Raw genomic sequence first — 21,594 nt, 5'->3', positions numbered from 1 at the left:
GGCAATGTAAACCGGTAAATTTTCAGGCGTTGCGGCTATCGACAACAAACTTGTCCACAATAGCAGTAAATGCTGTATACTAAAAAACCGGTGAGCTAATAGAGCAACCCCCATAGCAACCCTAAGTTGAATCCTAAACCGTGACAGTTATGACTCAGGACTGACCACTCTCGGAATCACCAACGATTGCTATAGCGCCAACAAACGCGGAACTGGCGGAATTGGTAGACGCGCTAGATTCAGGTTCTAGTGTTCGCAAGGACTTCCGGGTTCAAGTCCCGGGTTCCGCATAATTAACCAAACTGGTATGCTCACAAGCACCAAGAATCCCCTAGTCAAGGAAATTCGGAAGCTGCACAGAGTCAAAGGACGTCGGCAGCAAGACCTATTTCTGTTGGAGGGAACCCACCTGTTGGCAGAAGCCTGTGCCGTAGATTATCCCCTAGTCACCCTCTGCTATACATCAGAATGGCTTGAAGCTCATCCACAACTATCCCAAGATGCTTCCGTTCGGTCTCAAAGAGTGGAAGTGGTAAGTCAGTCTGTACTAAAAGCGATCGCTACTACAGTTGAGCCAGATGGAGTAGTAGCCACAGCAACCCGTCTTCCCCTTTCCCCGAAACCCCTCAATTCCCTCTCCCTAGGGCTGGCTCTAGAAACCATACAAGACCCAGGAAATCTTGGAACAATCATTAGAACTGCGGTAGCCGCTGGTGCGGAAGGATTGTGGCTAAGTTCCGATAGTGTAGAGCTAGATAATCCTAAAGTATTGCGAGCCTCAGTCGGTCAGTGGTTCCGTCTGCCCATGGCAGTTACCCCCCATTTGCCCACCCTCGTAGCTCAAGCTCAAGCTCAAGGGATACAAGTAGTGGCCACAGTACCAGATGCTAAGGTCAGTTACTGGGACATAGATTGGCGCTGTCCTAGCTTAATACTCCTGGGCAATGAAGCAGCTGGACTTAGGGAAGACTTGGTAAAAACAGCAGATCAGCAAGTGAATATTCCCCTGATGCCAGGAGTAGAATCCTTAAATGTAGCCATTGCTGCTGCCTTGATGTTGTACGAAGCTAAACGGCAACGTTTTTGAAAGTATTTAGTCTCAGTCTGAGGTGGGCTGGTTGACTGACAAAACTGTCAGCCGTCAGCCGTCAGCTGTCAGCCGTCAGCCGTCAGCCGTCAGTGGTCAGCTTTGTGGCACAGGCTTCGAGGCTGGGAGGTAACTCAGCATTATTCCAATGTTTACCTGTTTTATTTAAAAGTAAGCATTCAGCTGTCAGCATTCAGCCGTCAGCTTTGTGGCACAGGCCACAAGCGCTGTGACTTTCGTGACTATTAAACGAATGCTTAGCTGTTGTCTTAATGCAAAGCGCGAGTGGGGGAAACCCCCTGTTCCGAAGCTGCATCGCTTATTCAAAAGCTGTTCGGTGTAGCTTGCCCATAAGCTGATAGCTGTTCGCCAAGCGTGGCCAAAGGCCTTTGGCTGATAGCTGAATGCTTACAAAAGATGTAACTCAGATTAAACCGATGCTTACCTGTTTTATTCAAAAGCTGATAGCTGATATAGCAGAAGTCAGAAGTCAGAAGTCAGAAGTCAGAAGTTAAACTCTTGCCATACTGTAGTTTGAGACTTTTGTCATGTCCTAATTACCCTGGCGACTGCTATAGCTGATACCTGATACCTGATACCTGATACCTGATACCTGATACCTGATAGCTGATAGCTTACACAAAACTCAACCAGCTTAGTTAAACCACCTTACTTTAAAGGCATCTACATCTAATTTTATGATTTTTATAAAAAATAGTGTTCTTGGAATTCCAAAAACACTATTTTTATAAATTGCCTTATCAACAAGAACAATAAAGTAGGGTTTATTAAGAACTATCCCCGGTTACCCAACAAGATGGGAATACGGATGATAACTATCCCCAGTTTATTCACACCCGGTGTCGATATAGACTCCCAAAGAGGTGAGATAGCCACTGGCGCTGCCGAAGAATGATTGAATGGTGGGTTGGGCAGCTTTCAAGGTGAATGGCTTTCGGTTTGATGTTGCTTGCATAGTACCAAACGGACCATAGCTCTTGCCCTTAAGAGTCTTAAATGTTAATTGGGCAATTAAGGGTTTGTTGCCAGCATATGAATAGTCGGCAACGTAACCATCTACTTCTACTAATGGATCATCTGCACTAAAAGAAATGGTGGTCTCTCCGCCACCAGTACCCCCATTCTGAAATGATTTTCCATTGGCATAACTTACCTTAAAGCCATCAATAATAAAGCCGTGATGAACGGTGATTTCAGTAATTGGACCTAATGTTCTGGCCTCAGGGAAATTATAAAATTCAGTGGTTGTCCGTCCTACAGGGCCATCAATAACTTGGGCTTGGGCAGGAGAAACCCCTAGTGTTGTGCTCAGCAAGACTACTGCAGCCAATAGTCCAATCAACTGAAAAAATCGCTTAAACATTACTTAAAACCTCAATCTTTTAAAGGATTTGTAACCCTCCAGAATCTAGCAGGTATGTTAGCCAAAATCTTGAATTATTTAAGGAAATTTTATAGTTATAAAAAAAATATTATTTTTGACAGGTGATGGTTCAATATATGCTCAGTATTTCAATGGTAAGAGGCAAGAGGCAAGAGGCAAGAGGCAAGAGGCAAGAGGCAAGAGGGGAAACAGATTCGGGGTTTTATGGTTCAATAAAAAAAGAGCGATGAAGGGGCGATAGCTTGAGTACAAATGCTCTGCATAAGTGACATGCACCCCATCTAACTTAAGTAAGTTGAAAAAAATCTATAGTTATGACCTGTAACTAATAACAATTAAGGGATTGGGGCTAGCTAAAATTTTTTCTATAGCGGTTTCTAGCCTAATGAGGTACACAGGAGTTTTTCCGTGTTCCCTGTTCCGTGTTCCGTGTTCCGTGTTCCGTGTTCCCAGATCCGCTGTTCCCAGATCCGCTGTTCCCTATTCCCTTTGGGATCCTTGATACTTCATACTTCATCCTCCCAATCTTAATACTTGGGCACTTGCAATCGTGGATTGCTCAAGTTGAAAATAATAAGGACGAAGCATAGCCAATCTAACTCAGGAGATAGATGTGAGTCAAGACTTTGATTACGATTTAGTGATTATCGGTGCTGGTGTGGGGGGTCATGGTGCTGCCTTACACGCAGTTAGCTGTGGTCTGAAAACCGCTATTATTGAAGCCGCTGACATGGGCGGAACTTGTGTCAACCGGGGCTGCATCCCTTCTAAAGCTCTATTAGCCGCATCAGGTAGAGTGCGAGAGCTACAGGACGCTCATCATCTCAATGCCCTTGGGATTAAAGTAGCTGGGGTTGAGTTTGACCGAAATGCGATCGCAAATCATGCCAGCAATCTAGTCAGTAAAATTCGTGGTGACCTGACCAACAGCCTAAAACGCTTGGGTGTGGATATTATCAAAGGCTGGGGTAAAGTTGCTAGTAATCAAAAAGTAACCGTTGTTACAGACAATGGTGAAAAAACGATCACAGCTAAAGACATTATGATATCCGCTGGTTCAATTCCCTTTGTACCCCCAGGAATTGAGATTGATGGCAAAACCGTATTTACCAGTGATGATGCCATAAAACTAGAATGGCTGCCAGATTGGGTAGCAATCGTGGGCAGTGGTTACATTGGTCTAGAGTTTGCCGATGTCTACACAGCACTAGGATGTGAAATCACCATGATCGAAGCCCTAGACAACCTGATGCCAACCTTTGACCCTGATATTGCCAAACTAGCCACACGAATACTGATCAAACCTCGGGACATTGAAACCCACACTGGGGTGCTAGCGATGAAAGTAACTCCCGGTTCCCCTGTGGTAATTGAACTAGCAGATGCCAAAACTAAGGAAGTAGTCGATGTGCTCGAAGTCGATGCTTGTCTGGTCGCTACAGGTCGGATTCCCGCCACCAAAGACCTAGGACTAGATGCCGTAGGTGTGGAAACAAACCGGCGCGGTTTTATTCCCGTAGATGACACCATGGCAGTACTTTCAGCAGGGGAACCCGTGCCCCATCTTTGGGCAATTGGTGATGCCACTGGGAAAATGATGTTAGCCCATGCCGCATCCGCTCAAGGTATTGTCGCAGTAGAGAATATCTGTGGACGTCAGCGCACCGTAGACTATCGCAGCATACCCGCAGCCGCCTTTACCCATCCAGAAATCAGCTACGTCGGCCTGAGCGAACCACAAGCCAAACAATTGGCCTCCGAAGAAGGCTTTGAAGTATCCGTTGTAAGATCTTACTTTAAGGGGAATTCTAAAGCGATCGCAGAAGGAGAAGCAGATGGGGTAGCGAAAGTGATCTACCGTAAAGATACCGGGGAAGTGCTAGGAGTCCACATCCTAGGTATCCACGCCTCCGACTTAATTCACGAAGCCTCAAATGCGATCGCAAACAGACAATCCGTCAACTCCCTCGCCTACCTAGTCCATGCTCACCCCACTCTCTCAGAAGTACTCGACGAAGCTTACAAACGAGCTGTAACTCATTAGTCATAATCCTTTGTTAATTGCTAATTAACAAAGGATTATGAAACTGACGCACTGAGGGACTGACGCACTGAGGGACTGACGCACTGAGAGACTGACGCACTGAGGGACTGACGCCAAACACGGACTATATAAAACTACTGATGCAAATTCGCCGACGCCCACCTAATCCAGCAGTTAAAATCCAAACCCTGCACTATCAAGTTGCATTACCAGACGATAAACCCCACCATATTCTCGAAGAAATTGTCTGGCACAAAGAGAAAGAAATTGACCAGATGCGGGAAAGTCTGCCCCTAGTGGAGTTGCGCAAGGGAGTACAAACAGCACCACCCCCCCGAGACTTTCTAGCAGCCCTAAAATCAGGAAAGACTAGCCCTGCCCTGATTGCAGAAATCAAAAAAGCATCTCCTAGCAAGGGGGTTATTCGAGAAGATTTTGACCCAGTAGCCATTGCTCAGTCATACTGCCAAGGTGGTGCTAGTGCGATCTCAGTGCTGACCGATCAAAAATTCTTTCAGGGTAGTTGGGAAAACCTGGCAAAAGTTCGTGCTGCTGTAGACATGCCTTTGCTGTGTAAGGAGTTCATCATCTATCCCTACCAAATGTACATGGCTCGTAGTCACGGAGCAGATGCAGTTTTATTGATTGCAGCCATCCTTTCCGATCAAGACCTGCAATACTTTATCAAAATTGCTAAGACTCTGTCGATCACCCCCTTGATCGAAGTCCATACCCAATCTGAATTAGATCGAGTATTATCTCTCGATGGCGTTACCCTAGTAGGTATAAACAATCGTAACTTGGAAGATTTTTCCGTCGATTTACAAACAACCTGTCAAATACTAGCAGCAAGGGGTAACCAACTACTCGAACGTGGCATTCTGGTAGTCAGTGAATCAGGGCTTCATACCAACGCTCACCTTGATCAGGTAGCATCTGCCGGAGCCACAGCCGTCCTGATTGGTGAGTCATTGGTAAAACAGCCAGACCCAGCAGTTGCTATTGCCAGCTTGTTTAGCCATCAGTGACCCATAGCCCAAAAAAATAGTCAATTGTGATGGCAGACTCAGACTCACCGAGGTACAGCAAATTTCATGGATCCAATTCCCCTTCCATCTTATATTCACTACGAACTGCTGCTCCAACTGCTAGAGCGCCAAACAGCATTTGCTACCAGTCAAAACCCCCAATTGCGAGAGCAGGTTCATGAATTGATCAGTACTCTGCGTAAAGCCCGAGCTCAACAGAAGCAATTAGAACAAAGCTGTCAGCGAGCCAACTTGCCCATGGAGTATCGCTGGTCTCTCAACAGCGTCAAGTTGGATGCCCATGATTCAACAAATGGTTTACCGGATTCAGCAGGAAGACTCCCCCATTAAATAGTCAACAAATTGTCAACTTCATAAAAAAAAACTAAGAAATTTAGTCAGAGTATCTCATTTGAGCCAATATATTTTGAGATTGTTACCTACTCCTGAGGAGCGTTACTCCCACTGTCGGCATCAATAACACATGCTCGCTATGGCTCCGAACTAAAGAGTGTCCTAACTGCAGGGTGTCAATATACAAAGACTTGAAGGCAAGTTTAAATCTAGCGCGGCTGGGTTGGTCGTGTAAGCATGGGTGGGGATAACCGCTCCCATGCTCCGGTGGTGAAACGCCAAATTAACCCCTAAATTAACCTTGAATTTCCGGTTTTGTCCGGTAAGATCCAAGACTTAATCGGTCACTTCAGAGTAACTAACCAATCATCAGATCACAACAACCCTAGATACCAAGACTAACTACAGATGGAAGACAAGCTCAAACTAATGATTCCTGGCCCGACGCCAGTACCAGAACAAGTATTACTGGCCATGGCCAAACACCCGATCGGACACCGTAGTCCCGAATTTAGCGAAATCATGGCAGAGGTCAATGAAAACCTCAAATGGCTACACCAGACCAAAAATGATGTCTTGACTGTAACCGCTAGCGGTACCGGAGTCATGGAAGCTGGCATTATTAACTTCCTCAGTGCAGGCGATCGCGTTTTAGTTGGTTCTAATGGTAAATTTGGCGATCGTTGGGGAAAAATCAGTACTGCTTTTGGTCTGGAAGTGGACACCATTACCGCCGAGTGGGGTAAGCCCTTAGATCCGGAGCAGTTTCGCGAAAAGCTAGAAGCTGATACCGAAAAGCAAATCAAAGCCGTAATCGTCACCCACTCTGAAACCTCTACTGGCGTTCTCAACGACTTAGAAACCATAAATCGTTACGTCAAAGACCACGGGGAAGCCCTAATTATTGTTGACGCAGTTACCAGTCTTGGAGCAGTCAATGTACCCATTGATGAGTGGGGTCTCGATGTAGTAGGCTCTGGTTCCCAGAAGGGATACATGATTCCCCCAGGACTAGGATTTGTCAGTGTTAGTCCTAAAGCTTGGGAAGCCTACAAAACGGCTACCCTGCCCAAGTTTTACCTAGATTTGGGGACTTACAAGAAATCTACTGCTAAAAACAGCAATCCCTTTACCCCGCCAGTGAACCTAGTCATTGCCCTACAAACTGCACTGGGCATGATGAAAAGAGAAGGGTTAGAATCAATATTTTCCCGTCACCAGCGTCTGATGGAAGCAACTCGTGCCGCCGTCAAAGCCCTATCATTACCTTTGTTTGGTTCTGATGAGTATGCTAGCCCAGCCGCAACTGCAGTGATTCCCACATCAGTAGAGTCCGAACAAATCCGTTCTGTGATGAAAAAACGCTATAACATTGCTCTAGCTGGGGGACAAGACAACTATAAAGGAAAAATATTCCGCATTGGTCACTTAGGTTTTGTCAGTGAGCAAGATATTCTTACTGTCATTGGTGCTCTCGAAGCCACCCTTCAGGAATTAGGACACCAATCCATGACACCAGGAGCAGGTATTGCTGCTGCTGCTAGTGTCTTTGCTAAGAGCTGATTAACAGTTTATGGTTGACGGTTGACGGTTGACTCTGTTCTGCGCTAAAAGGTCAACCGTTGGCCTACGGCCACGCTACGCGAACAACTCCTAATAGTGTTTTTAATTGTTAATGAAACTTCCGCCACCTAAGTTCAGCAAGGATGGGGGAATAATTCCTAATTGAGTTCAACAGCACCATCAAATCCCAATTCTCAATTAGGACCCAATCACATACCCAATTCCCAACCCAATTCCCAAGTTTTCCTGATCAGTACGAAATCCTAAGGAGTTAATTAAAGAAGTTTTGGCTCTGCCATAAGAGATCATCCTAAATAACCGCCCAAATCTGTTATGCCCTGACTGGGAAAAAAAATTTGACTTGATCAAAAGTTTTTTAACTCTCAAAGCAATGCCCAGTAATGATTTCAGCATCAGTTAAATTCCAATTACCATAACAAGTTCGGAAGAGCCGAAGGGTTTAACTGGTCTTACGTAGAATAAAATACATGGGTGATGTGAGGGTATGCAAAAGCCAATGTTTGAAACAGCTGAACAATTTCCTGTCTTGGGGTTACCCGTTCACCTTTTAGACAACTATAGTCATTACTTAGATGATCGTCTCACCAAAGGTCTAGGTAGTCATGTGGTAACTCTAAATGCTGAAATGGCAATCCAGGGAGAGCGCAACCCTGAGCTAGCTGCCGTTATCAAGCAGGCAGAACTAGTGATTCCTGATGGGGCAGGTATTATATTTTACTTACGACTCCACGGAAAAAAAAAGCAGCGCTGTCCAGGAATTGAACTAGCTCAGTCTTTACTGGTCAAGGCTGGACAATACGGAGAATCTTGCCCAGTGTTCTTCTATGGGGCAGCCCCTGATGTAGTCCAAAAAACAGCTAGGGTTTGGCAGAAGAGAGTTCCAAAATTAGCGATCGCAGGAATTAGTCATGGCTACCTCAGTGCAGAAGCAGAGGAAGAATTAAAGCTGACCTTAAAACAACAGCAGCCCAAAATCATATTAGTCGGCTTAGGTGTACCACGTCAAGAATTTTGGATTGCCCAGAATCGCCACCTGTGTCCCCAATCCACTTGGATTGGTGTTGGTGGTAGCTTTGATATCTGGTCAGGGGCTAAAACCCGTGCGCCAGCCTGGTTCCGGAACAATAATCTTGAATGGTTATATCGGTTGTATCAAGAACCCCACCGTTGGCGGCGAATGATGGTTCTGCCTCAGTTTGCTCTCAAAGCCTTAGCTCAAAGAATAATGGTTTTCCCTCAGTTTGCTCTCAAAGCCTTAGGTCAAAGGTTGGCATAACCTAATCCCTATCCCTGATCAATAGACCTCAAAGGATTAGTTCGCACCATTAGTATTGTTTCGTATTGTTTTTATGCGATCGCTAATGGGGATCGGCTGTGTGCTCAAGCTTGCGTCCGCAGCTTATTAGCCCCGTGGAAGGCCAGTTGTTCATCTGACTCCCGATCTCCCCATCTCCGGATCTCCCCATCTCCCCACACCTCCCACACCTCCCACACTTCCCTATCTTTCCCTAATCCCTAATGACCCAGAAAGCGATAATCAAATTACAAGGAGTAACAACAACCTATCCCAACAACCGAGGTTTGTTTAACGTCAATCTAGAAGTCAAGTCAGGAGACTTTTTATTTATCACAGGGCCTTCTGGTGCTGGTAAATCCACATTGCTAAAGTTACTCTATGGTGAACAGCGCCCCACCCAAGGGAAAGTATTTGTCGATCAATTCAATGTTGGGCAATTACGAGGCGATCGCTTGTCATTCCTACGCCGTCGCCTGGGGATTGTTTTTCAGGACTACAAACTAATTCCCAAGCGAACTGTGTCAGAGAATATCGCTTTTGTTCTGTGGGCACAGAGTTTCACTCGCAAAGAAATTAAGCGACGCCTAACACCAACCCTTAAATTAGTCGGTTTGCAACACAAAGCCAACTGTTTTCCAGAGCAACTTTCAGGAGGAGAACAACAACGGGTAAGCCTGGCTCGTGCCATTGTTAGTACACCGCCCTTGATATTAGCTGATGAACCAACAGGTAACCTCGATCCCGACAATTCTTGGCAGGTATTAAACATTCTCAGGAAACTCAATCACCTAGGCACTACAGTTATTGTCACAACTCATGATGAAAACTTAGTCAGAATCTCCAATCAGCCAGTAGTACAGCTGCGAGAAGGACGTTTGTCTTGTCCTTTTTAGAAGCAATAGTTTACGATTACGATTTGTTTGCTGGTTTCCCTAACCTTACCCCATAATTTTTAATTATACATTAGACTTCGCGGCAGTTGTCGGTAACAGCGGATATGGTAACAGGAAACAGTGGACAATAATTGACGCAAACACTATTCTAAAAAGACTTTTGCAAGAGGTCTATTAGAGCACTGGACTCAAGGATTGTTCTTCAATTTTCTTAGCACTCTTAGTCAGTCCTACTCTGAGTTGTTGGTATTCAGACTCAAGCTGCGCAAAAATTTCCGCTGCTCCAGTGATGGTTTCCGACCTGCCCAGACTTTCCAGTTCGTGACACAGTTTGGAGAGATTTATACCCCCTAGGGTAGCGCTACTAGACTTTAATGTGTGAGCCGCAATTTCCATGGCTTTTGGCTCTTCTTCACTAATTGCTTGAGCCATGTTTTGCACTAACCTCGGAGTATCTTTTAAGTAAATTTCAATCAAACCAAGCAAGCATTCGGCCCCCCGTTCTCCGATACTGTCGATCAAGGATTGCAAAACCGAAAAGTCAACAGCTTGATCAGCTACTACTGGGTTGGAAGGTTGACGATAGTGCGGACATTGACTCAAGGCACGGACTAACTCTGGTACCTGGATAGGCTTGCTAATGTAATCATCCATTCCTGCACTCAGGCACATTTCTCGATCCCCTTCCATGGCATTAGCAGTCATGGCAATAATCCAGGGGCGTAAATGAGCTGGCCATTGTTCACAAATGCGTTGCGTCGCAGTTAAGCCATCCATTTCCGGCATCTGGACATCCATCAAAACCAAGTCATAGGGCTGACGACTAAGAGCTTGGAGTACTTCTAATCCATTCCCCGCGACATCAGCCCGGTAACCCATCCGTTTCAACAATTGCAGGGCTAACTGCTGGTTAACGATATTATCTTCAGCCAACAAAATCCGCAAAGGATGCTTTTGAGCCATTTCGGTGTCAAGTTTTAGGTGTTGAGCAGGTGTTCGCTTAATCTTGATCGGCTGTCCGCTCATCACCTGGGTCAAAACATCGTGAAGCTGAGATTGCTTAATAGGCTTGTTTAAGACAGCTGCAATATCTAGCTGACTCTGATGATGCTTTGTATCTGATTGATTCATTGAGCTCAGCATTACCAAGGGCAAGGCTTGACCCTCAGACTGCTGGCGGATTTTCGTTGCTAGGGTAAAACCATCCATCTCAGGCATATACCCATCCAGAATGGCAATGTCAAATTTATCCCCCTGACTGAGCCAATCGAGAGCTTCTCTACCTGATGCTGCTGTCTGGGTAAGCATACCCCAAGACTTAGCTTGCTCGGAGATAATCGTGCGGTTGGTCGCACTATCATCTACAATCAACAGCCGCTTTCCTTCTAACAATGGCTGAGATACTGGCAGCTTAGGTTCCTCGATCGGATCAGGCTGTTTAGCCAATACAGTGAAATAAAATTTAGAGCCTTGACCAACTTGACTTTCTACCCAAATTTTCCCACCCATCATGGTGGTGAGCCGTTGACAAATGGCCAAACCAAGACCTGTGCCTCCATATTGGCGAGATGTGGAGGAATCCACCTGAGAGAAGGACTGGAAGAGGCGGTCGATCCGATCCTCAGGAATGCCAATCCCAGTATCCTTGACCACAAATTGGATTTCGTAGATCGAAGATTGAGTAGAGGCGGAACGAAATCTGGCAGTGTGAGGGTTGCGGGAAGAAATCTGGGGGTGAGGCGGTGAAAATACTCTCGTGTTGTCTCTGGTATTGTTCTGTGTTCCTTTAGCTCCCCTGACCCCGTTGATATAGCCCGTCTGGTCAAATCCTCCTTGTAGAGTGTAGTCCTTTCCATTGGCTAGAGTAGGGAAACTCAAAGAGTAATGTTTTCCGTAGTCAGGAGCAGAGGCCAACGGGTAGGAGTAGTTAGCAGTATTACTGTGTTCTGTTTCTTTGCCATCAACCAATTCCCCTATGCTAAGTTCTCGGGCAGTTACAGAAACTAACACTTCCCCGATATGGGTAAATTTAATCGCATTCCCCAACAAATTGACTAGAATTTGGCGCAGCCGAGTCACATCTCCCACAATCATGGGTGGAGTGTTGGGATGGAATAGATAGGCTAACTCCAATTTTTTCTCAGCTGCTTTTGCCGCCAACAAATCTAAGGATTCCTCAATGCAAGTGATCAGATTAAACGGTTGTTCTTCTAACTCCAGCTTTCCAGATTCAATTTTTGAAAAATCGAGAATATCATTAATGATGGTGAGTAAACTATCCCCACTATTGCGGATAGTTTCCACAAAGTCTCGTTGCTGGGAGGTTAGGTCTGTATCCAGTAGCAAACCCGTCATGCCAATCACGGCATTCATAGGAGTGCGGATTTCATGGCTCATGGTTGCCAGAAATTCGCTTTTTGCCTGAGTGGCCGCTTCGGCAGTTCTTCTAGCTTGCTCTAGGGCGAAATTTTGCTCAGTCAATTGCTCTCGTTGGCGGGTTTCTTGCTCAAGCAGGTGAGCCTGAGCAATAGCAATCCCTACTTGGTCAGCGACGGCTTCGAGTAACTCAATTTCATCCAGACTCCACTGACGAAATTCATCACACTGATGTATTCCAATCACACCATTCGGTTCCCCCTGATAGGAAGTACGAATTACCAACATGGATTTGACTCCAATCTGCCGACTTATTGGGATCATCGGTTTCAGAAGGGGGTCTTCGTAAACATTAGGGGAACTGATGGCTCGGTCTTGGACTAACAACTGCTCTAAATGAGGATTCCCCAGAATCGGAATTTCTAAATCCAGTATCGATAGATAACCCTTTTCTAAATACTCAGCAACTGTAGGAATGCGAGGATAAGGTTGGGAAACATAGGTATGAATGGTGCAACGGTTCACCTGAAACACTTGACCAATTTGTGTGGCGGTGGTCTGAAAAATTTGTTTAGTCTTTAAACTTTGGCGGATTTCTTGGGTCACCTGTTTGAGTAGCATCACACGAGTCAGTTGCTGGTGTAATGCTTCCTCGGCTTGCTTTTGCTCAGATATATCAATCGATACGCTTAATACCGCTGGCATGTGGGCAATTGCTAAGGAGAAGGGAATTTTGGTAGTTTGGATGATAAGCTTTTCTCCATCAGGATAGATGATCGTCTCTTCTGGAAGGTGTGTCGGTTCTCCACTCTCCAATACCTGCAAATCCGCCTCTCTAAACTCGAAGGATTTTAGGAAGGATTGAGCAAAATCTTCATCCCGATGGTATAGTAAATCATCTACTGTCGTACCATAAGCTTCCGCAACTGCTTTGTTGGCTAGAAGAAACTCTCCATCTCGGTTCTTGGCGTAAATGAAATGAGGCACTAAATCAATAACTTGACGCAGTTGTCTCTCACTTTCTTTCAGATGTGACTCGGTTAATTTACGATTTGTAATATCTCGGATAGTACCAGAGGTACCTGTGATATTACTGTCAGGATCTAGGGTTAATTGCGCATGAATTTCGAGCCAGCCCGAGCCGCCATCCTTGGTAATATACCTTAGTTCCTGCTGATAATACTCCTGTTTTTGGGTAATTAGAGATTGAAACAGTTCTATGTTAGTTTGACGGTCATCAGGATGGAGATAATCAATAAAGTTAGTACCAATGCTATCTGCTACAGAAAAGCCCGTCATTTCTGTCCAAGTTGGATTGAGAAAGGTCAATACCCCAACCCCATCGGTTTGGAAAATAACCTCTTGCACATTTTCCACCACTGACCGATACTGCTCCTCTCTCTCCAGCAAGGCGAGTTCAACTCGCTTGCGTTCGGTAATGTCTTCCACAGAGCCTTCGTAGTAGAGCAAATTCCCATTAGTGTCTCGGACAGGGCGCACATTTTCCAAAATCGAGATTACACTACCATCTTTGCGATAAGCCTGAGCCTCAATGGATGATAAAGCGCCATTGTCCGCTAGCAAGTTAGTAAACTCGTTACGAGCCTCAGTGTCCACGTAAATTTGCTTTGAAACGTTCGTAATCGACTCCACTAGTTCTTCTGGAGAAGAATAGCCATAAATTCGCGCTAAGGCTGGATTGGCACTAATAAAGCGTCCATCCGGTGTAATCTGATAGATGCCCTCTACTGAATTCTCAAAGATGCTACGGTAATTCGCTTCAGCTTGCCGCAGCGCTTCCTCGGCTCGCTTGCGATTGGTGATATCACTAAAGGTACAAATGACTTGCTCTACTAACCCATCCACCCCCACCTGGGGATCGGCATTCACTAGTAACCATACCCAATCTTCAGTAGCTTGATTATGGACACCCATTACCACGTTTCTTACCAGTCTACGGGTGCTAATTGCCTGTTGGATGGGACGACTTTCGGTGGGGAATGGAGTGGTGTCTTCGTGAATGATAGTCCAATCCGAACCAAAAGGACTTTTATCCAACAATTCACTTTCGGTGAAGCCCAATATATCGAGAGCCGCTTGATTAAAGAGCATGAATTCGGTTTTTGCCTCGAATAGCAATACCCCGACCTGCATTTCTCGAATCACCATCCGGAATAGCCTTTCGCTCTCTTGCAATGCTTCTTGTCTAAGAGCTTGCAGTGCTTTACTCGTTTTCTGCTCGTAATATGAGGCAAGTAAGGTGAGGCTGAAGATGATTAGGTTAGTTATCCCTATGGTGCTTGTTACTACCGAAGTATTTAATGTCGGAGAAAACCCAGTGTCTAATGGTGGAGTAACGGTGAACTTGGCTGCCATCATGGTTGTATAGTTTACAGCGGTAATGGCTAATCCCAGGAGCACTGCCCAGCAAAGCTTCCACCCATGAAGGAATTTTCCGGTTCCTACCCCCACATCAAAAGATAGCCACAAGATGAAAAAGGATGTCAAGCTGGCTATAACAACGGATAGGGCAACTAAAAGGAGGTTGTAGTGAATGAGCCCTGGTATTCCCATGGCAGCGATCAGCAGGTAGGGTACGGATGCGATCGCTAATCCCATTACCACACTGCCCACCATTAACTGTCTGAGGTTGGTGATGGGGCTGACACTATAGAGTACGGCACCAGAGATTAGCACTGCTACCCAGTAAGAAAGCAGTACCATGGGCGTATCATAAGTGATGGGGATCGGAAACCGGAATGCTAGCATTCCCAAAAAGTGTATTGACCAAATCCCAACTCCCATGATCATTGCCCCACCAATCAGCCAACCTTTACGGGTAGGCTTTTGTGAGGTTTTTACTTGTCCAGCTAAAATCAGCACCCTATAGGTCACAATCGAGGCGATAGCAATGGATAGAACAACTAACTGTAGGTCATAGATACCACTCATTGCTCTATCTGTATCGCTAATTGGAACAGTTTTTATGATAAAATTTAGCCAGACAAAAACCATTGAGTAGGGCATACCGAGATATTATCTCCCAGACCCTCTAGGGGCCATTTCGATATATTTATTACGAAAATTGTCTTGTAATTCTGAATAGATGTATTGAATTTACACAATTTTGATAAATTAATTTACCGTATAAATACGGATTTTTACTATAGCTATATCCTGAAATTTACCGAATCTAATCTATTGGTTGAATCAGAAAGCACCAAATTTAAAACTTGGTAATTGTAATTGCAGAGATTTTTTTAGCTACAAAAAAATGGTCAACAGATAGCAGGATAAGTAGATTTATCCATACCTAATTAAATTATTGATAATAATCATTGGGTGTATACCGTAAAAACAACTACTTTGAACGTCTGAAGCTTAGACTAAAGGTAAGCAGTCAGCTAATGCGCTAGGCGCACGCTACGCTAACAGCATTGAGCTATCAGCTAATGTAAGGCAACCCCTGATCAATAAACAGAGTACGAATTTTTTCGTCAATTAAAAGTTAATAGTTAATACTTACGTAAGTCTTGGAAAACTGGGTGTAGTGGGTCATAAACTCGTTCAGAATTTTCTTGAATGACCCGGTGAATGGGAACAACCTCCACCACGCAGTTAGTGTATGCGATCGCATCCAACTGTCCTACCAACTCGGGTGACCAAGGTTCCTCACGAACTCTCTGATTTTGGCAAGTCAGCCACTTAATTAAATGCGATCGCATCACACCTGGTAAAATTCCAGCTTCCACTGGTGGTGTCCACCACTGACCATCTCTCCATCCCCATAAGTTACCTGTGCTAGTTTCCAGCCAATTCCCGTGATTATCTACCAGAATTGCTTCCTGTGCTCCCATATTTTGCGCCATTTGCTTCGCCAGCCATGGAGATAGATAATTCCCGGTCTTGTGAGTGGGTAAGCAGCGATGAAATTTTACCGAAGAGGACTCAGCTACCCAAGCAGTGATGCCTTGTTCTTGCCACTGAGCTAAATTGGCTGGCAGAGGACGACCCATAATCAATTCTCGTCCATCGGGGAATAGGGTAATTCTCAGCACTGGGTAAAGGGTGATCAGTGATTGTGCTCCTTGGCGCAATTGCTCCCAATCCGGCTGTTGCCAACCAAATGCTTGTAAACTCGATTGGAGGCGATGGCAATGATTAGTCCAATGGGTTAGTGGGTGATCTAATGACTGATGGTAAACTCGTAGGGTGGTAAAAACTGTAGCGCCATAGATAAATCCTGGCTCATCAATGGTCAGGCTCAGGGAGTTGCCCTCAATTAGCTGACCATTGTACCAGAAGCAGGGTTTTGACATCACTCTAGCGTTTTCCATACTTATGAGGTACACAAAATTTTTTCAAATCCCCCCCCTCAACGCGCCTGGGTTTCCTATTCCCCATACTCTTACCTCTACTCCATGCTCCCTGCTCACTGCTCCCTAAAACCCCAGACGAAAGTACCTCACCCAATTGATAAATGCTATATCGTAATCAACCAGAATTGCGATTATAATCTGCTTTTCCTCTTCGAGCGGTTTGCCTAGAACGCATGGTGTACTGACCATGAATGTTGACCAAGTAGGGAACTATATAGGTTAAACCCCCTGAAATCCATCGCTGTTGAGTCATCTGTCCTTGTAGGAGAGCAGAACCATGATTGATCACAAACAGAACTGAGCCAACGACCAAAGCCACCCTCAGCGCAGTTGGCATCAATTCGAGATCAACAACACTTAGACAGAACTCTTTTAAAGATTTCACCCTGTACCTATCTAGGAAGCTGTTAACGATACAATTTTACCTAACTGATGGTTTTTTTTGGCGGTTGACTCTTAATTACCCAATTAGCTAACTTCTCAACAAAAAAACTGATTTTGTTGACTGACTAAATCCTTGACTAACTCAGACTTAAGTCTTCTTAAGCCATTACTGGTATACCCTCCTGACTACGCGATCGCTGAGTTTTCAGCAAAGAAATATTAGTAGTTAACAAGAAACTGGCAAAGCTAGCAATAGCAATAATTGGAAGAATCGATGTATCAGACAGAACGCTAAGAATAACCGTGCTACTGACCGGTGTTTTGGTGACAGCCACATTCACCGCTGCCATCAGGCAAAGCATAGCAATGGTGGGATGAATTTCGGGTAAGGCGATGGAGATAGCTAAACCCAGATTGGCACCGATGAAAAATAGAGGAAAGATAAATCCGCCTCTAAACCCACCGTGGAGGGTAAAACTGATCGCAAACATTTTTGCCAAGGCAATCCCCAGTAACATGGTTACCCCCAAAGTGGGACCTTGTTCAATCACTGTTTCAATTTGCTCCTCACTAAAAAATAGGGTTTGGGGAAAGAATACAGCAATCAACCCAATAGATAATCCGCCTAGTGTAGCTAGCAAAATATGGCGATGTTCAATAGATTTAATCCAAGACTTGGTAAAGCGAAAGATATAGATAAACACGATAGCAGCTAATCCACCAGCAACCCCGAGTAATCCACCCTCAATTAAATTTAGCCAGGACAGAGTAGGTAATGTATCAAAAAGGTTAAAGCGGTAAATTCCTCCCACATTTAACCCAGTACCAAAGCGGAAAACAGAGAAGCTAAAAATTGACGCGACAATGGCTGGTACGATGGCTTCATAGTATTCCAGACTCCGGCGGTGGGGAATTTCTAGGGCAAACAATGCCCCCCCGATCGGCGCACCAAAAAAGGCACCAAGAGCAGCACTCATCCCGCAGAAGGTCAATATCCGGATATGGCTGATTGCCAGTTTAAGCTTGACTCCTAGCCAGCTACCTAAGCTACCATTAATCTGTACCAAAGGTGCTTCTGGTCCAGCACTCCCGCCAGCGGTGATGGAAATTAGAGAGGTCACAATCATGCCAGGAGTTTGACGAGGCTCCATCCTACCTGGATCGTGAACTTTTTCGATCACCAACGCCATTTCACCGGGTAACCCCAAGAAGTACAGGGATAAGCCCACGAAAAACCCACCAATGGTAGTGGCAATCCACACATAATTCCAAGAGGGTATCCAACTGGGGAAATAGGGTTCTAGAAATTCGGGCAACCAATGCCAAACAAAATGCAAACACTGTTCTAGGACAAAATAGTAACTAGTTGCTACTAATCCGCCAGCAATGCCAATCCCTGTAGCGCAGAGGATTAGCTTTATATAAGCTAGCTTGACGGGTTGATTGTAGCTATCTGATTTTTCCGTCTGATTAGTCCTTTGATTTACCGATGATACTTGAGCCGTCTCTGATGTCATTGTTGTCATGACCCAGTTGTCTTTTACGAGAATTGGTTATTTTTTCATCATGGACAACAATAACTTAAATAGATAGAGTTACTATGTATCGGGTGCATGAAATTCAATTGCTTTTTACATAAAAAAATCTTTAATGTATATTTTGCATGAATTTAAAATGTTTTTTGCATAAAGTAGTTTTCATAACGTTTAAAACTGACTTATCATTAACAATAGAAACCCTTGGTGAATAGGGGGTGATCGGTTAGGGGAATTTTGCCCTCGTCTAGTCTGATGGTTCAATACCTAACATTGATTGAGGTAAGCCTGACAAGAGTTTGCCTGAGTCGGGGGTGTTGCTACAGACTACAACAAACCCTCCGAGTGCAACTCCTCTAATTGGTAAGCCAGATGCAGCAGCTAGTCCACAACTGCTCGCTTCAAATCATTGGTCTAGCTGCAAAGCACTGGCTTAAGGTTTTAGCTGTAAGCATTCAGCTAATGCGCTACGCGAACAGTTTTTGAAGAAAAGAGGCAAGGATTCGTTTAATGTGAGTTACTTCTACTGATGGGATTTTCCCCAGACTTTCAATTGGGTGCATCTCATATTTGTAAAAAAGACGGGAAGTGTGGGGCCCGGGCGCGGGGAGTGTGGGAAGTATGGAGATTTTATTAGAATTTTTGCCTAATTGCATGCATTGAGATGCACCCCTTTCAATTCTCATTAATCTCGAATTAAATTCGACCGTTCGAGGTTTATTTTAAGCTGACAGCTGACAGCTGACGGCTGTCAGCTTACGTTTAGCATGAATATTTTTCATGTGCTTCTTCACTGTGCTGAGGGTAATGAATAGCTTAGCGGCAATGTCTTTATAGGAGTAATTGACTCGACGCAGTAACCAGACTTCTGCTTCACGAGGAGTTAAACCATAGTGGTAAACTTCTGCAAGCACTAGATTTTGAATGGATTGATGTTGGTCTTCAAGAGTGACTAAAATAAAAGGCTCTTTGGATAACTCTAATTTGAGCCATCGAACTCGTATCCGAACAGGAGTTGACTGACTCGTAGTAAGATAAGAATCTATAATAACTGCCTGAGAATGATAGGACTTAAAACTGTACTTCAAAGCTTGGCAGACACGCCAGATTTGTTTAGGCACCAAATTAGATTTTTTACTGTCTGGTGTGAGTTTATCCAACAGAAGACGAGCCGATTCATTGGCATGAAGTATCTTTCCTTTTGTACTCAGAATCAAAATGCCATCAATAAATCCTTCCAGTATCCCTTGTAATAAAACCTGATCTAACTGTTGTGCTTGAGTATTGGCTCTTTCTAAAGAGTTAGTGATAGTATTCATCTTGTAGACCTATTCTAAAAGAAGTTGGATAGTCTGTGGCGAGGGGATTTCCCACTGATCAGTTTGGGGGAGCTAGGTTATTTACGGCAAAGTGTAGTTAGTTGCTAGTTTTAAGGGTTTTAATACTTATCAGGATTAAGCCTTACCGTTTATGCCGGATGTCGCAATTTTGTAACAAAACTTAACTAAATGGCGCAGGTGAAGCCTATCCCCTGAAGGGGTTTGCACAACATCGGGATAATTGATGAAGATGGCGATGGGGAAGATGGGAAAGATGGGGAAGATAGCAAAGAATCTCCCCAAAGTCGGACTGACTTCTATTACGTTTCAATACCTGAAAATTGCTATAGTGTTAAAGGGAGTAGGGAGTAGGGAGTAGGGAGTAGGGAGCGGTGCGACCCGTGGCGAATTTAATTCGACGACTGTAAGCGCACCGTAGGGAATATGGCATCAAAAATTATCACAATTCCTACAGGGATCCCTAGAGTTCAAAAATTTACTTTTAGTAAAACCCAATGGACACAATTCAATTAGACTTGAATCCAATGATGACATTAAGTGAAACTAGCAACCGTAAGATAGAACTGCGATCAGTATTCAAGCAGACATAATCTAATGACAGACCAGGTTTTAATCCTAGGAGGCAAAGGACGCATCGGGAACAGTGTAGCGCAAGACTTACTTGCCCATACTCAGGCGAAAATTACGATTACCGGACGTCAGGGTAAACTTGACCTAGGTCTGCCACAACAGTTACAGCCCCCCGTGCAGTTTATCCCTCTAGACTTAGCTGATCAGGAGGGGTTAAGAAATGCGATCGCATCTCACAACCTAGTCATCCATTGTGCTGGTCCGTTTCTCTACCGAGACGCTACTGTCCTAAACACTTGCATCGAACAAGGAGTTAACTATCTCGATGTCAGTGACAACCGTGCTTTTACCCGTAAAGCCTTAGCCTTCCGTGAACAAGCTACTGCTGCTGGTGTCACCGCTATTGTCAATTCTGGCATTTTTCCTGGTATCTCCAATAGCATGGTGCGTCACGATGTAGAACAGTTAGATGTTGCAGAACGGATTCACCTCAGCTATGTAGTTGCCGGTTCTGGTGGTGCTGGAGTGACGGTGATGCGTACTACTTTCCTAGGATTGCAAGAACCGTTTGAAGCTTGGATTGATAATCAGTGGCAAACCGTGAAACCTTATAGCGTAAGGGAAACCATCCAATTCCCTGCTCCCTATGGTAAAGCTGGTGTCTACTGGTTTGATATGCCAGAAGCCTTGACCTTAGTGGACTCATTCCCTGTTAACACCGTCATCACTAAATTTGGCTCAGTTCCCGATTTTTATAATCATCTGACCTGGATAGCCGCCCATATCTTCCCCTCATCTTGGCTGAAAAATCCCGCTGGAATCGAGTTTTTGTCCCATGTCAGCCACATCATGACCGATGTAAGCGATCGCATTAGTGGCGTTGGTGTTGCCATTCGCTCAGAGGTTACTGGTTACAAAGATGGTAAATCAGCCCGTGCTGGCTCAACCTTAGTCCATCAGAATACTGCTGTCGCTGCTGGGGTCGGTACTGGTAGTATTGCTGAACTGATGCTTACTGGTCAACTCAATAAACCGGGAGTTTGGCCGGTGGAACAAGCCCTGTCTACGCCATTATTTGAGCAAACTATACAAAGTCGAGGACTTGAGATTAATACTGTTGAAGGTTAAGTGTTGATACCAAATTCGCTTTGATAACCCTCCTTTATAGCAGAAGTCATTTGTCAGAAGTCATTTGTCAGAAGTCAAACTCTTGCGCTTCTTGATGCAGTCGCTCATGGGGGAAACCCCCAAGACCGCGCTGCATCGCTTACAAAGGGTGTGAGACTTTTGTCATGTCCTAACTGCCCTGGCGACTGCT

The 21,594-nt window shown here is 44.8% G+C and carries 14 protein-coding genes and 1 tRNA gene; 9 read left to right on the top strand and 6 right to left on the bottom strand.

The features are described from left to right. The first annotated feature begins 206 nt into the window (after window positions 1–206). Together LYNGBM3L_RS22350 and LYNGBM3L_RS22345 are read left to right on the top strand one after the other, a co-directional pair. Window positions 207–290: transfer RNA gene (locus LYNGBM3L_RS22350), tRNA-Leu, on the top strand. 17 nt (window positions 291–307) lie between these two features. Next, entirely contained in the window at window positions 308–1,087 is a 780-nt protein-coding gene (locus LYNGBM3L_RS22345; protein WP_009149067.1) for a TrmH family RNA methyltransferase, read from the top strand. An 847-nt stretch (window positions 1,088–1,934) separates the two neighbouring features. Here LYNGBM3L_RS22345 and LYNGBM3L_RS22340 read toward each other — a convergent pair. Then, a complete protein-coding gene (locus LYNGBM3L_RS22340; RefSeq protein WP_009149063.1) occupies window positions 1,935–2,471 on the bottom strand; it encodes a jacalin-like lectin in 537 nt (178 codons plus the stop codon). A 634-nt stretch (window positions 2,472–3,105) separates the two neighbouring features. Here LYNGBM3L_RS22340 and lpdA point away from each other — a divergent pair. The 6 genes from lpdA to ftsE all read left to right on the top strand — a co-directional run bounded on the left by lpdA (window position 3,106) and on the right by ftsE (window position 9,692). Then, complete coding sequence (gene lpdA / locus LYNGBM3L_RS22335) at window positions 3,106–4,536, top strand: dihydrolipoyl dehydrogenase (RefSeq protein ID WP_009149057.1); 1,431 nt, start codon at window positions 3,106–3,108, stop codon at window positions 4,534–4,536. 140 nt (window positions 4,537–4,676) lie between these two features. Then, the gene (gene trpC, locus LYNGBM3L_RS22330; RefSeq protein WP_009149054.1) at window positions 4,677–5,564 is read left to right on the top strand and encodes an indole-3-glycerol phosphate synthase TrpC; all 888 of its coding nucleotides are present in this window, start codon (window positions 4,677–4,679) and stop codon (window positions 5,562–5,564) included. A gap of 66 nt (window positions 5,565–5,630) precedes the next feature. Further along, a complete protein-coding gene (locus LYNGBM3L_RS22325) occupies window positions 5,631–5,915 on the top strand; it encodes a DUF5340 domain-containing protein (RefSeq protein WP_009149053.1) in 285 nt (94 codons plus the stop codon). Window positions 5,916–6,326: 411 nt separating this feature from the next. Continuing rightward, window positions 6,327–7,481 (top strand): pyridoxal-phosphate-dependent aminotransferase family protein, encoded by a 1,155-nt coding sequence (locus LYNGBM3L_RS22320; protein WP_009149052.1) that lies wholly within the window; start codon window positions 6,327–6,329, stop codon window positions 7,479–7,481. 517 nt (window positions 7,482–7,998) lie between these two features. Further along, a complete protein-coding gene (locus tag LYNGBM3L_RS22310; protein ID WP_044494355.1) occupies window positions 7,999–8,778 on the top strand; it encodes a WecB/TagA/CpsF family glycosyltransferase in 780 nt (259 codons plus the stop codon). Window positions 8,779–9,020: 242 nt separating this feature from the next. Further along, window positions 9,021–9,692, top strand: coding sequence for a cell division ATP-binding protein FtsE (ftsE, locus tag LYNGBM3L_RS22305; protein WP_009149044.1), 672 nt, complete (start codon window positions 9,021–9,023; stop codon window positions 9,690–9,692). Between the two features lie 174 nt (window positions 9,693–9,866). On the opposite strand, the gene LYNGBM3L_RS34195 is transcribed toward ftsE, so the two are convergent. From LYNGBM3L_RS34195 to LYNGBM3L_RS22280, 5 genes are all read right to left on the bottom strand, one after another. Then, on the bottom strand, window positions 9,867–15,095 hold the full coding sequence (locus LYNGBM3L_RS34195; protein ID WP_131827111.1) for a PAS domain S-box protein: 5,229 nt from the start codon (window positions 15,093–15,095) through the stop codon (window positions 9,867–9,869). 488 nt (window positions 15,096–15,583) lie between these two features. Continuing rightward, window positions 15,584–16,405, bottom strand: coding sequence for an aminotransferase class IV (locus LYNGBM3L_RS22295; RefSeq protein ID WP_009149041.1), 822 nt, complete (start codon window positions 16,403–16,405; stop codon window positions 15,584–15,586). A 157-nt stretch (window positions 16,406–16,562) separates the two neighbouring features. Next, window positions 16,563–16,832 (bottom strand): nitrate/nitrite transporter NrtS, encoded by a 270-nt coding sequence (gene nrtS, locus LYNGBM3L_RS22290; RefSeq protein WP_009149028.1) that lies wholly within the window; start codon window positions 16,830–16,832, stop codon window positions 16,563–16,565. Window positions 16,833–16,989: 157 nt separating this feature from the next. Next, window positions 16,990–18,348, bottom strand: a complete 1,359-nt coding sequence (locus LYNGBM3L_RS22285) for a chloride channel protein (protein ID WP_009149027.1) — start codon at window positions 18,346–18,348, stop codon at window positions 16,990–16,992. A 740-nt stretch (window positions 18,349–19,088) separates the two neighbouring features. After that, the gene (locus LYNGBM3L_RS22280; RefSeq protein WP_009149026.1) at window positions 19,089–19,685 is read right to left on the bottom strand and encodes a helix-turn-helix transcriptional regulator; all 597 of its coding nucleotides are present in this window, start codon (window positions 19,683–19,685) and stop codon (window positions 19,089–19,091) included. Between the two features lie 615 nt (window positions 19,686–20,300). On the opposite strand from LYNGBM3L_RS22280, the gene LYNGBM3L_RS22275 reads away from it, so the two are divergent. Next, complete coding sequence (locus LYNGBM3L_RS22275; protein WP_009149024.1) at window positions 20,301–21,404, top strand: saccharopine dehydrogenase family protein; 1,104 nt, start codon at window positions 20,301–20,303, stop codon at window positions 21,402–21,404. Window positions 21,405–21,594: the final 190 nt, after the last annotated feature.

The sequence above is a fragment of the Moorena producens 3L genome (genome assembly GCF_000211815.1).
Classification (GTDB): domain Bacteria; phylum Cyanobacteriota; class Cyanobacteriia; order Cyanobacteriales; family Coleofasciculaceae; genus Moorena; species Moorena producens.
This window is presented reverse-complemented; position numbering and strand designations above follow the sequence as displayed.